This is a genomic window from Dyella japonica (genome assembly GCF_040545895.1).
Classification (GTDB): Bacteria; Pseudomonadota; Gammaproteobacteria; order Xanthomonadales; family Rhodanobacteraceae; genus Dyella; species Dyella japonica_D.
On sequence record NZ_JBEPMU010000002.1, the window covers coordinates 497935 to 510619 of the forward strand.

Sequence of the window (12685 nt, forward strand, 5' to 3'; positions counted from 1 at the left end):
CGGAGAGTGGGATACTTGGCGCATGACTCTTCCCGATGCTTTGCTCGACACGCTCCGCGCGCACTTCCCGGGTGATGCCATGGCGACCGGCATGGCCGAGCGCCTGGCCTATGCCTATGACAATTCGCGTCGCAACGCCCTGCCCGATGCCGTGGTATTTCCGACCACGCACGAACAGACCGAAGCCCTGGTGCAGGCGTGCCGCGCGCACCGCGTGCCGGTGATTGGACGCGGACGCGGCACGAATACCACCGGCGCCACCGTGCCGGTGGATGGTGGCGTGGTGGTGAGTTTCGAGCGCATGAATCGCATCGTGCGCATCGATCCCGACAATCGATTGGCCGTCGTAGAACCGGGCGTACTCAACGGCGACCTGCAGCAGGCATTGAAGCCGCACGGTTTCTTCTGGCCGCCGGATCCATCGTCATCGCCCTGGTGCAGCATCGGCGGCAATCTCGCCTGCAACTCGGCGGGACCGCGCACGGTGAAGTACGGCAGCCCACGCGAGAACACGCTGGGGATGCGCGCCGTTGCCGGTACCGGCGAAGGGTTTCGCTGCGGTACCTATACGAGCAAGGGCGCCACGGGTTATGACCTTACGCGCCTGCTGATCGGGTCGGAAGGCACGCTGGCGCTGATCACCGAGGCCACGCTCAAGCTCACGCCCAAGCCATCCGCGCTGCGCACCATCCGCGCCACTTATCGCGATGTCTCGGCAGCGGCCCGCGCCGTCGCGCGCATCATGGCTCAGCCGGTCACGCCTTGCGCGCTGGAGTTCATCGATGACGTCGCATTGAAACTCGCGCGGGATTACGGCGGCGATACCGTGCCACTGGCGGGCGCGATGTTGATGATCGAAGTGGATGGCGAACCGGAAACGCTGCCAAGCGCGGTGGACGCCGTTTCCCGCGCTGCGCGTGGCGAGGGACTGGAAGATCTGCGCGTGGCCGAAACGGCAGAAGAAACCGCGGCACTCTGGTCGGCACGCAAGGCACTGTCGCCGGCACAACGCACCATCTCGCCGAACAAGATCAACGAAGACGTGGTGGTTCCCGTGAGCCGTCTGCCTGAGCTGGTGGATGGCATCAAGCGGCTGGCGAAGAAGCACGACGTGCTCATCGTGAGTTTCGGCCATGCCGGCAACGGCAACCTGCACGTTAACCTACTGCCGCGCGACGAGGCGGAGCGCGAGCGTTCACATGCCTGTCTTGCCGAAGTATTCGCCTTGGTGATTTCGCTGGAGGGAACCCTGTCGGGCGAGCACGGCATCGGATTGGTCAAGAAGGAGTTCATGCCACTCGCGCTGCAGCCGTCGACGCTGCACCTTATGCGCAGCGTGAAGGACGCCTTCGATCCCGAAGGCATCCTCAATCCGGGCAAGTTGTTGCCCTAGTCGACAAGGACATCCCCATGAAAGGAAGTTGTCACTGTGGCAACGTGCAATTCACGGTCGATGGCGCTCCCACGGAGGCCATGAGCTGCAATTGCTCGATGTGTCAACGCAAGGGCACGCTCATGTGGTTCGTGTCGCGCGAGCAGTTCCATTTGCACACGCCCGAACATCACCTGCGCGATTACACGTTCAACAAACACGTGATCCGGCATCGCTTCTGCCAGCAATGCGGCATTCACGCCTTCTGCGAAGGCATTCGACCCGATGGCGCCGCGATGGTCGCCATCAATGTCCGCTGCCTGGAAGACTTCGATATCGATGCGCTACCGCTCAAGCACTACAACGGCCGCGCGCTGTAACGCTCAAGCACGGCGCGAAAAAATGAGATGCACGCCGAAGGCCACGAACACGGCACCAGCCAGCCCATCGATCCAGCGCGACAGCTTCAGATAGCCGCGACGCATCGCGGGCAAGGCGAACACGCCGGCCACGAAGGTGAACCACACGAAGGTTTCCACGATCACCAGGGTCCATAGGCCCCAGCGCGTGGCCGCGTCGACCCGGTCGCCCAGGAAGGCCGAGAACACGCTGCCGAAATAAATCACCACCTTGGGGTTGGAAAGGTTGGTGAGCAGGCCGGCGCGCAGCGTGGCCCAATCGCTCTGCTGCAGCACCGCGCGGGGTTCGCCGGTGGTGGCCGGAGCCTTCACGGCACCGCGCAGCATTTTCAGTCCCATCCAGGCGAGATAGAGACCGCCGGCAACGGCGATCAGGCGCTCCAGCCAGGCCAGCCGCTGCAACAACAATTGCAGGCCCGCCAAGGCCAACGCCGACCACACCACCACGCCCAGGGTGATGCCGAGCACACCAAACATGGCCTGGCGACGCGTACGGCTCACGGCGGTCTGCGACACGAAGAAGAAGTCCGGACCGGGGCTCAGCAGGGCCACCAGATGCACCAGGGCAATGGTCAGGAACAGGCTCATGGATGTCTCCTCGGGGAAGGGGCCGGTGGCTTCGTGGCGGCGCAGCTTGTCGCCACCGCGACGGTCCTCTAGTCTGCCCGTTTTGGCACGGCCTTGGGACTTCCCAGGCCCTCTGCAGGGGGATCACCGGCTCGTCCGGACAGGTCCGGCCCTTGCCTGCCCTGGGGGCACGAGCGCGCCACCTGCCCACCGTAACCGCTTCACTACCGACATACGCTGATGAGCCTGCGACTGCGCCTGATTGCCCTGAACTTCCTGGAATTTTTCGTGTGGGGGTCGTGGCTGCTTACCATCGGCGCGTACTGGTTCCAAACCAAGCATTGGTCGGGCGCCCAATTCGGCGCGATCTTCTCGACCATGGGCATCGCCTCGCTGTTCATGCCGTCCATCGCCGGCGTGATCGCAGACAAGTACATCAACGCGGAAAAGCTCCACGGCATCTTCCACCTCTGCGGCGCGGCGATTCTGTTCTGCGTGCCGATGGTGCAGTCACCGGGGCTGATGTTCTGGGTGATGCTGCTCAACATGATGTTCTACATGCCCACCATCTCGCTCTCCGTCGCAGTGGCATTCAACGCGCTCAAGAGCGACGGCAAGGACATCGTGCGCGACTTCCCGCCGATCCGCGTGTGGGGCACGGTGGGTTTCATCGCCGCGCTGTGGACGGTGAGCCTGCTGCACCTGGAAACCTCGTCGGGCCAGTTTTACGTGGCCTCGGGCGCGGCGCTGGTACTGGGCCTTTACGCCTTCACGCTGCCCGCCTGCCCGCCGCGCTTCCAGCGCAGGGACAACCAGTCGTGGCTGGACACGTTCGGCCTCACCTCGTTCAAGCTGTTCCGCGATGCGCGCATGGCGGTGTTCTTCATCTTCGCAATGCTGCTGGGCGCGGCGCTGCAGCTGACCAACGCGTACGGCGATACGTTCCTGCACGACTTCGCCCAGATGGATGCGTACAAGGATCTGGTGGCGGTGCGTTACCCCGCCATCATCATGTCCATCTCGCAGATTTCCGAAACGCTGTTCATCCTGGCCATTCCGTTCTTCCTGCGCCGCTTCGGCATCAAGGCGGTGATGCTGATCAGCATGCTGGCGTGGACGCTGCGCTTTGGCCTGTTTGCCTATGGCGATCCGGGCCCGGGCCTGTGGATGATCGTGCTGTCGTGCATCGTGTACGGCATGGCGTTCGACTTCTTCAATATCTCCGGCCAGCTGTTCGTGGAGGGCCAGAGCGATCCGTCGATCCGCGCCAGCGCGCAGGGCCTGTTCATGCTGATGACCAACGGCATCGGCGCCGTGCTGGGCAGTTCCATCAGCGGCCTGGTGATCGAGGCGTTTTTCACCCGTCCGGACCAGAGCAAGGACTGGCACGGCATCTGGATCACCTTCGCCAGCTATTCGCTGATCGTGGCCGTGCTGTTCATGGTGCTGTTCAAGCACAAGCACGACCGTGCGGCGGCCGAGGCGCTGGCCGCCAAAGTCGCTCACTGAGCCATCCAGGCGGCCCGAAAGCGGGCCGGTTACAATAGCCGGATGCAGATCGGCCCCTACCGCATCGACCCGCCCGTGGTGCTCGCGCCCATGGCCGGGGTCACCGACAAACCTTTTCGCCTGCTGTGCAAGCGGCTGGGCGCGGGTTTGGCCGTGTCGGAAATGACCAACGCCGATCCACGCCTGTGGCAGACGCGCAAGTCGCGTCAGCGCATGGATCACGATGGCGAACCCGAGCCGGTGAGCGTGCAGATTGCCGGCTACGATCCAGGCATGCTGGCCGAGGCGGCGCGTTACAACGCGGACAACGGTGCGCAGATCGTCGACATCAACATGGGTTGCCCCGCCAAGAAGGTGTGCAACGTGTGGTCCGGCTCCGCGCTGCTGCAGGACGAGCCACTGGTGGCCCGCATCGTCAAGGCCGTGGTCGATGCGGTGGATGTGCCGGTCACGCTGAAGATCCGCACCGGATGGGATCGCCAGAACAGGAACGCGCTGACCATCGCGAAGATCGCCGAAGACGCCGGCATCGCGGCACTCGCCGTGCATGGTCGCACGCGCGCCGACAAGTACGAAGGCGAAGCGGAGTACGACACCATCGCCGCCGTGAAGGCCAGCGTGCGCATTCCCGTGCTCGCCAATGGCGACGTGGTGACGCCACAGCAGGCCAGGCATGTGCTCGATGTCACCGGCGCCGACGCGGTGATGGTGGGTCGCGGTGCGCAGGGACGTCCGTGGATTTTCCGCGAGATCGCGCACTACCTTGCCACCGGTGAAACCTTGCCGGAGCCGGCGCCGGCCGAGGTGTGCGACATCCTCGTGCATCACCTGGAACATCTGTACGCGTTCTACGGCGAATTGCAGGGTGTGCGCATCGCGCGCAAGCATCTGGGCTGGTACGCCAAGGATCGTCCCGAAAATGCCGCGTTCCGCAACGTGGTGAATCGCGCGGAGACGGCGCAGGACCAGTTGCGCCTGACGCGCGAGTATTTCGCGAACCTGCAGGACGGCGTACTGCTCGCCGCCTGAGCAAACACCGGGCCGCCAACCGACGGCCCGGGCGCCTTGTTTACCGCGACAACTGCAACAAGGTGGATGACACCCAGCCCTTGTTGCCCAGTTCGTCTTCCACTTCCCACATTGCGCCCTGCTTGTTGCCGGTGGGATAAAGCATCATGCCGGGATCCAGCGTGCGCACCACCGCGCCGCCCGTCGCACTACCAAGCAGCCGGCCAGGCTTGAGCATGGTGACTGCCTGCTGCGCATTTGACTGCGACGCATTGGACGGCAGCGAACCCAACTGCGCCACCATCTTGTTGTAGGCCTGCAGGTAGGCCATGGTGATCACCTGACCGACTTCGGTATTGGCGTAACCGCCGACACCCGCGCCGCCCACACCGCTCGCACCCCACAGCGCGCCGCTGCCACCGAAGCCGATGTCGTTCTTCTTGGCGCTGCCGTCGACGGTGGCCACCTGTTCGGACGAACGCACGTCGGTCAGGGTGAGCACCACATCCGCCGTCTTGCTGGAGATATTGAGATTGCCGGCGATGCGGCCCACCTTGCTGTGGCCGAGCAAGCCGCCCAATGCGCCGCCCAACGAGGTGCCGCCAGCGTCCTGGTTGGCGGTGACCAGATCCGGCACCAGCACGTAATCGGCTGCCTTGATCTGTCCCTTGCCCAGGTTGGACCTCACACGCAGGTCGCCGTTGGCGGCAAGATCGCGCTCCTGCTGCGCCATCGCCATGCCGACGCCGCGATCCACCAGCGTGAAGCAGCCCGACTTGGCCACGAACACCTTGATGAGCTTGGTCGGCGACGGCAGCTGACGCTCACTCCACCAGTCCACGCCACGCTCGGGTTCTTCCACCGCCAGGGTGCCCAGCCGGGTGGCGCACGTGGGAATCTGCGTCATCTGCGCAGCGCGCTGGTCCTGCACGCTTTCCGCGTGGATCGAACAGCTTGCCGCCATCATGGCTGCGATGCTCCATGCGCCGCCTTTGATGGCAGCTTTCCTGCGTTGATTCATTTGCCCCTTCCTTCGTCATTGAGACAACTGATGAGGCGTAGAAAGGTCTCAGCCGGGCGACTGGCGATGTAGCGGCGAATGACACCGGCCTTTGTCGTCCAGCTCTATTTTTCGCCAGACCTCAAAGAAACCCGCAAGCCCTTGCGTGATGCTTCCGGGCATCATGGTTGGGACTACCCCTCCGTCGCCGCCATGTCACGACGCTGCCAATCGCCGCTCCTTCGCATCCTTGGCCGCCTGCTGCTGTCGTGGACGCTGTTGCTGCTCGCCGGCTGCGAGGCGACGTTGTTCACCGGGCTTAACGCCACCGACCAGCGCAAGGACATCGTCGAACAGCGCGGCATCGTGTTCGACGCGGCGCACCACTTGGCACTGGACGTCTATGCGCCGCCTCATGCGGTACACGCACCGGGTGGTGGTGTTCTTCTATGGCGGCACATGGGTGCGCGGCGAGCGCGCGTGGTATCGCTTCGTGGGCGCTGCGCTGGCCGCTCACGGCGTGATCACGGTGATTCCCGATTACCGCAAATATCCTCAGGTGACGCTCGATGGCTTCATGCAGGATGCAGCCAATGCCGTGGCATGGACACACGCACACGCCGCGGAAATCGGCAGCTCGCCCGACGATGTGTTCGTGATGGGCCATTCGGCCGGCGGCCAGATCGCCGCCTTGCTCGCCACCGATGCCGAATGGCTCGGCAAGCATGGGCTGCAGCCGGCAGACCTTGCAGGCTTCATCGGCCTCGCTGGTTGCTACGACTTCGTACCCGTGCCGCAGGACGATCCCATCATGCTCGGCGTGTTCGGCGCCACGCCGGAACAACAGCGTCGTGGGCAACCGGTGTCATACGTGCACGGCGCCGAGCCGCCGATGCTGTTGCTGCAGGGCACCGACGACAGCGAGGTGGAACCATCGAACGCGATCTCGCTGTATCGCGCCACGCAGGCCATGCACGGCGACAGTACGCTGCGCACGTACCCCGATGTGGGTCATGAGGCGCTGCTGTTCAGCCTGTCGCGCCCATTGCGCAACGGCGCGCCGGCCCTGAGCGACATACTCGCGTTCATCGCCTCGCATCCGCATGCCAAGGTTGCTGCACCCATGCCCTGAGCGAGCCGGGACACTTTCCCTCCACAACGGCCGGCGTAGCGTGGGAAGCCAAGGTTTCCCAGCGAAGAGACGCCGTCGTGAACAGCATCGTCACCGGTGAGTTTCCCTATATCCACGGCTTTTCGTCGGACGAGCAATCGCGACTGATCCGCCAGGCGCGCATGTTCGAAACCACGCTGTTCAGTCGCATCGACTACAGCGAGGCGTCGCGGCTGCTCGAAGTGGGTTGCGGCGTGGGGGCGCAGACGGAAATCCTGTTGCGGCGCTTTCCTCATCTGGAAGTGACCGGCGTGGATCGCTCCGAAGCGCAACTGGAAGCGGCCGAACGCAATCTCGCGCAATCGGCGTGGTGCACGTCGCGCTACACGCTGCAGCAGGCCGATGCCACCGACCTGCCCTTCCCCGATCGCAGTTTCGACGCGGCCTACCTGTGCTGGGTGCTGGAACACATGCCCAGCCCCGCGCGAGTGCTGAGCGAGCTGCGTCGCGTGCTGAGTCCTGGCGCGGTGGTGTACATCACCGAGGTGCTCAACACCTCATTCTTCCTCGATCCGTATTCACCGCATCTGCTGCGCTACTGGATGGCGTTCAACGACCACCAGTACGACAGCGGCGGCGATCCCTTCATCGGCGCCAAGCTGGGCAACCTGCTGCTGGCCGGCGGCTATCGCGATGTGCAGACCGAGGTGAAGAGTTTCCACCTCGACAACCGCCAACCCGGCAAGCGCAAGCAGATGATGGAATTCTGGGAAGAGTTGCTGCTATCCGCGGCCGATCAGTTGGTGGCCACCGGCAAGGTGGACACCGCGACGGTCGAGGGCATGCGCAGCGAATTGCAGGCGGTGCGCAACGATCCGAACGCGGTGTTCTTTTTTGCCTTCGTGCAGGCGCGGGCGCTGGTTTATTGAGCCGGCTTTGCCACGAAGCCGTAGTCGGCCAGCACGGGCTTCAATGCGGCGATCCACAGCGCGTAACCGGTCGGCTGCATGTGCAGGCCATCGGGGCGGAACAGTTCCGGGCGCGGCTTGCCCTGGGCGTCGACCATCGCAGGCGCGATATCCACGAAGCGGATGTTGTTCTGCGTGGCAGCCCAGTCGCGGATCTTGTCGTTGGCGGCCTTCATGGTCGGCCAGAGAGCCAGGCGCGCGATGCTGGGCTTGATCGAGACATACACGATCGGCACGCCGGGCACGCCCTGGCGCGCGCGCGCCACGAATGCCTGGAACGAGGCGAGCACCTGCTCCGGCGTGGCGCCGTCGTTGATGTCGTTGTCGCCGGCGTACATCACGATCAACTTCGGGTGGTATGGCCACACGATGCGGTCGGCGTAGTACGTGGAGTCAGGCAGCGCTGAACCGCCGAAGCCGCGGTTGATCACCGGGATGCCCGGAAAATCCTGCGCCAGCGACTTCCAGAACTGGATGGACGAGCTGCCGATGAAGAGCACGCCATGCTGGGCGGGCGGATGCTGGTGGTCCGCGGCGACGAACGCGGCGATGTCCGGCTGCCAGTGCGATGGCGGAGCGCTGTCGGCGTGCGTGATCGCCGAGGCCACGACAATCGCAAGTAAAAACGTCAGCCAGGTCAATCGCCTCATTCGCTTGCTCCTGTATCGATGGGAGGGGCGTTCGATTATGGATGTCTCGGCAGGTATGTCCAACGGCTAGCTAAAGACCGCAGCGGTCACCACCAGCCCGCCACTCGTCCCAAAGGCCGCTCCATTCGTCACATCACGCTTGTTCCCGCCTCGCACGAAGGCAGAGTGAGCCCATCCCACTCAAACGGAGTTCGCCATGCATCGCCGCGATCTGCTCAAGGCCGCCCTCGCCCTGCCCTTGCTGCCCTGGGCGTTGTCGCCCGCGGTCGCTGCCGCCCGCGAGGCACTGAGTGGCGTGGCAACGTGGCATTCGCGCGTGCGGCCCGGCGATCCGGGTTGGCCAACGCCCGCCCAGTGGGACGAACTGAGCCGCGCCGTGGGTGGCCGGCTGCAACGCCTCCAGTCACCGTTCGAACACTGCGGCGCCAGCGACGCGGCATGCCAGGAGGCGCTGAAGCAGGTTCGAAACCCCTACTACCTGGGCGACACCCCGTCGCTTACCCAGACCAGTGGCTGGGTGGATGCATGGACATCGCGCCCCAGCGTCTACGCGGTGGCCGCGGAGAACACCGCCGATGTGGTGGCCGCCGTGAACTTCGCGCACAAGCATCACCTGCGACTGGTGGTGAAAGGCGGTGGGCACAGTTACCAGGGCACGTCGGACGCGCCCGACTCGTTGCTGATCTGGACGCGCCACATGAATCACATCGCGCTGCACGACGCCTTCGTGCCGCAAGATTGCGAAGGCACGCATACGGCCGTGACGGTCGAGGCAGGCGCGATGTGGGTGGACGCATACACGGCGGTCACCACCCAGGGCGGCCGCTACGTGCAGGGCGGTGGATGCATGACGGTGGGCGTGGCCGGCCTGGTGCAGAGCGGTGGCTTCGGCAGTTTCTCCAAGCGCTTCGGCACCGCCAGCGGCAATCTGCTGGAAGCGGAAGTGGTCACGGCCGACGGCAAGGTGCACACGGTGAACGCCTGTCGCGAACCGGAGCTGTTCTGGGCGATCAAGGGCGGCGGTGGCGGCAGCATCGGCGTGGTGACTAAGCTGACGTTGCTGACGCACGATCTACCCGACACCTTCGGCGCCGTGTTCGGCGCGATACAGGCCGACTCCGATGCGGCGTACCGCGCGCTCATTGCACAGGCCATGCGCTTCTATCGCGACGCCCTGTTCAACCCGCACTGGGGCGAGCAACTGAAGTTCCACGAGAACATGCTGCACCTCTCGATGGTGTTCCAGGGCCTGAGCCAGCAGGAGGCGGAACAGGTGTGGGCGCCGTTCCTTGCATGGGTCAAGGCGCGCAGCGCGTATCGCTTCAAGGAAGACGTGCGCGTGATCGCCCTGCCCGCGCGACATTTCTGGAACGCGGATTTCTTCCGCCAGCACGCACCGCAACTGATCGTTCCCGACAGCCGTCCCGACGCGCCGCGCGATCACGTGCTGTGGGCCGGCGACGAGGGACAGGTGGGGCAGTTCATCCATGGCTACCGCTCCGCGTGGCTGCCGCAATCCCTGCTGGACGAACGCCAGCTCGACGCGCTGAGCGATGCGATGTTCCAGGCATCGAAGCACTGGGGCTATTCGCTGCACTTCAACAAAGGCCTGGCCGGCGCGCCCGCCGACGCCATGGCCCGTTCGCGCGATACCGCCATGAACCCCGGCGCGATGGGCGCGTTCGCGCTCGCCATCACCGGCAGCGAGAGCGAGCCGGCATTTCCGGGCATGCCGGGCGCCTCGCCCGATCTCGACAAGGCCCGGCGCGACGCCGCCCGCATCGACCAGTCGATGGACACACTGCTAAGGGTCGCCCCGGGCGCCGGCTCGTACGTGTCGGAAAGCAATTACTTCGAACGCGACTGGCAGAACTCGTTCTGGGGCAGCAACTACCCGCGGCTGGCCGCCGCCAAGCGCCAGTACGACCCGGAAGGCCTGTTCTTCGTGCACCACGGCGTGGGCAGCGAAGACTGGAGCGACGATGGCTTCACCCGCCTGAAACGGCCCGGCTGACCCGCATCGACCGGCTTTCGCTGACGCTCCGCCAGGGGCCTCTGCGACACCCTTGGAGTATTCTGACCGCTTGCGCCGCCGCCCTCAGGGCGGTTTTGGCGTGCCCGGGACAGCCCCGGAGAAGAGCCGCAAAGCCGTCCAAATGGCTGAATCGGCATGAAATCGTCATGTGCCGGCCCCATCCTGAGGCTGCAAACCGAGGGGAGGCCGTGTATCATGCGCCACCCCCTTTTATCTCTCTATCCGTAAGGAAGGATATAACCCGCGATGAGCAACTTCCTCTTCACCTCCGAGTCGGTCTCCGAAGGCCATCCGGACAAAGTCGCCGACCAGATCTCCGATGCCGTCCTCGATGCGATCATCGCGCAGGATCCGCGTGCGCGCGTGGCCTGCGAAACGATGGTGAAGACGGGCGTGGCGATCGTCGCCGGCGAAATCACCACCAGCGCCTGGATCGACCTGGAAGCGCTGACCCGCAAGGTCATCACCGACATCGGTTATGACTCCTCCGACGTCGGCTTCGACGGCGAGACCTGCGGCGTGCTGAACCTGATCGGCAAGCAGTCGCCGGACATCAACCAGGGCGTGGACCGCAAGAAGCCGGAAGAACAGGGCGCTGGCGACCAGGGCCTGATGTTCGGCTATGCCACCAACGAGACCAAGGACTTCATGCCCGCGGCCATCTACTACTCGCACCGTCTGGTCGAGCAGCAGGCCAAGGTGCGCAAGAAGAAGAACTCGCCGCTGCCGTGGCTGCGCCCGGACGCCAAGAGCCAAGTCACCCTGCGTTACGAAGACGGTGTCGCTACTGCCATCGACGCCGTGGTGCTGTCGACCCAGCACGATCCGAGCGTCAAGCAGAAGGATCTGATCGAGGCCGTGCGCGAGCACATCCTCAAGCCCGTGCTGCCGGCCAAGCTGCTGCACAAGGGCACCAAGTTCCACATCAACCCGACCGGCAAGTTCGTGATCGGCGGCCCGGTGGGCGATTGCGGCCTGACCGGTCGCAAGATCATCGTCGACACCTACGGCGGCTGGGCCCGTCACGGTGGCGGCGCGTTCTCGGGCAAGGATCCGTCGAAGGTTGACCGTTCGGCCGCCTACGCCGCGCGCTACGTCGCCAAGAACATCGTGGCCGCCGGCATTGCCGACCGTTGCGAAGTGCAGGTGAGCTACGCCATCGGCGTGGCCGAGCCGACCTCCATCTCGGTCACCACCTTCGGCACCGGCAAGATCGCCGACGAGAAGATCGAGAAGCTGATCCGCAAGCACTTCGACCTGCGTCCGTACGGCATCATCAAGATGCTCGACCTGGTGCACCCGATGTACCAGCAGACTGCCAGCTACGGCCACTTCGGCCGCACCCCGCAGGAAGTGAAGGGTCCGGACGGCAAGACCTACACGACGTTCTCGTGGGAAAAGACCGATAAGGCCGAAGCGCTGCGCGCCGATGCCAAGCTGAAGTAAGCAACGCTTGCTTCACCATGAAAACGGGCCGCGAAAGCGGCCCGTTTTCTTTGGCCGCAAGAGCACTTTCGAGGTGTTGCCGGGGCCTGGTTGACCTGCGGCGGACAAGTCTCGACGACTATCGCGGTCCGACCATCGACGTTACTCGCTAACTCGAATGCGTGCGCTCTGCGCCACCTTCATCGGTATACGGCATGCGGGTGTGGCCAAAGCGCACCAGCAGTACCGCTGCGGCCAACAAGAGGATGGCGCCGGCTTCCGCCACGACGATCCACGGTGACACTTCGCTGGTGTTGAGGATCAGATGCCGGGAGATGGCGATCATCGCGATGTAGAGCGGTATGCGAACCGGCAGCCGGCCGGCACGCCAGTACACCGAGCTCATGGTGACGACTTCGAGATAGATAAACAGCAACAGCAGGTCGCTCACACCAACACGCCCGGATTGCCACATCACGGCAATCTCCTGAGCGCCCGCGAGCACCGCCGCGCCGAGCACGATCAGCAAGCCGACGTGCTCGATGAGCGAGATGACCTTGCTCCCCAACTGCTTGACGTCCAGCGACCGCAGGCCTGACATGGCGCCCTCGCGACGGAGTG

The 12685-nt window shown here is 64.5% G+C and carries 13 protein-coding genes; 8 read left to right on the plus strand and 5 right to left on the minus strand.

The genetic code is table 11. The features are described 5' to 3' along the window. Positions 1 to 22: 22 nt before the first annotated feature. Positions 23 to 1393, plus strand: coding sequence for an FAD-binding oxidoreductase (locus tag ABIC75_RS08850; protein WP_354013471.1), 1371 nt, complete (start codon positions 23 to 25; stop codon positions 1391 to 1393). A 17-nt stretch (positions 1394 to 1410) separates the two neighbouring features. Then, positions 1411 to 1752, plus strand: coding sequence for a GFA family protein (locus ABIC75_RS08855; protein WP_354013472.1), 342 nt, complete (start codon positions 1411 to 1413; stop codon positions 1750 to 1752). A gap of 3 nt (positions 1753 to 1755) precedes the next feature. Here ABIC75_RS08855 and rhtC read toward each other — a convergent pair whose 3' ends face one another. Next, the gene (rhtC, locus tag ABIC75_RS08860) at positions 1756 to 2379 is read right to left on the minus strand and encodes a threonine export protein RhtC (RefSeq protein ID WP_354013473.1); all 624 of its coding nucleotides are present in this window, start codon (positions 2377 to 2379) and stop codon (positions 1756 to 1758) included. A 219-nt stretch (positions 2380 to 2598) separates the two neighbouring features. Between rhtC and ABIC75_RS08865 the strand changes: the two genes are divergently transcribed. Further along, positions 2599 to 3867, plus strand: a complete 1269-nt coding sequence (locus tag ABIC75_RS08865) for a nucleoside permease (RefSeq protein WP_354013474.1) — start codon at positions 2599 to 2601, stop codon at positions 3865 to 3867. Between the two features lie 42 nt (positions 3868 to 3909). Then, the gene (dusB, locus tag ABIC75_RS08870; protein WP_354013475.1) at positions 3910 to 4896 is read left to right on the plus strand and encodes a tRNA dihydrouridine synthase DusB; all 987 of its coding nucleotides are present in this window, start codon (positions 3910 to 3912) and stop codon (positions 4894 to 4896) included. 40 nt (positions 4897 to 4936) lie between these two features. On the opposite strand, the gene ABIC75_RS08875 is transcribed toward dusB, so the two are convergent. Then, entirely contained in the window at positions 4937 to 5842 is a 906-nt protein-coding gene (locus ABIC75_RS08875) for a CsgG/HfaB family protein (RefSeq protein ID WP_436407907.1), read from the minus strand. Between the two features lie 249 nt (positions 5843 to 6091). After that, positions 6092 to 6292, minus strand: a complete 201-nt coding sequence (locus ABIC75_RS08880) for a hypothetical protein (protein ID WP_354013476.1) — start codon at positions 6290 to 6292, stop codon at positions 6092 to 6094. Between ABIC75_RS08880 and ABIC75_RS08885 the strand changes: the two genes are divergently transcribed. Both ABIC75_RS08885 and ABIC75_RS08890 read left to right on the plus strand, forming a co-directional pair. Further along, a complete protein-coding gene (locus ABIC75_RS08885) occupies positions 6291 to 7007 on the plus strand; it encodes an alpha/beta hydrolase (RefSeq protein ID WP_354013477.1) in 717 nt (238 codons plus the stop codon). The genes ABIC75_RS08880 and ABIC75_RS08885 overlap by 2 nt on opposite strands. An 86-nt stretch (positions 7008 to 7093) precedes the next feature. Further along, positions 7094 to 7915 (plus strand): class I SAM-dependent methyltransferase, encoded by an 822-nt coding sequence (locus tag ABIC75_RS08890; RefSeq protein ID WP_354013736.1) that lies wholly within the window; start codon positions 7094 to 7096, stop codon positions 7913 to 7915. On the opposite strand, the gene ABIC75_RS08895 is transcribed toward ABIC75_RS08890, so the two are convergent. Beyond that, positions 7909 to 8604: an SGNH/GDSL hydrolase family protein gene (locus ABIC75_RS08895; protein WP_354013478.1), complete on the minus strand. Its 696-nt coding sequence runs from the start codon at positions 8602 to 8604 to the stop codon at positions 7909 to 7911. The genes ABIC75_RS08890 and ABIC75_RS08895 overlap by 7 nt on opposite strands. Before the next feature lie 196 nt (positions 8605 to 8800). Here ABIC75_RS08895 and ABIC75_RS08900 point away from each other — a divergent pair, with 196 nt between their 5' ends. Both ABIC75_RS08900 and metK read left to right on the plus strand, forming a co-directional pair. Next, on the plus strand, positions 8801 to 10618 hold the full coding sequence (locus tag ABIC75_RS08900) for an FAD-dependent oxidoreductase (protein ID WP_354013479.1): 1818 nt from the start codon (positions 8801 to 8803) through the stop codon (positions 10616 to 10618). Between the two features lie 267 nt (positions 10619 to 10885). After that, positions 10886 to 12085, plus strand: coding sequence for a methionine adenosyltransferase (gene metK, locus ABIC75_RS08905; RefSeq protein ID WP_109123805.1), 1200 nt, complete (start codon positions 10886 to 10888; stop codon positions 12083 to 12085). A gap of 148 nt (positions 12086 to 12233) precedes the next feature. Here the strand turns inward: metK and ABIC75_RS08910 are convergent, their stop codons facing one another. Continuing rightward, positions 12234 to 12665 carry a phosphate-starvation-inducible protein PsiE gene (locus ABIC75_RS08910; RefSeq protein WP_354013480.1) on the minus strand — a complete coding sequence of 144 codons (432 nt, stop codon included), beginning with the start codon at positions 12663 to 12665 and terminating at the stop codon, positions 12234 to 12236. Positions 12666 to 12685: the final 20 nt, after the last annotated feature.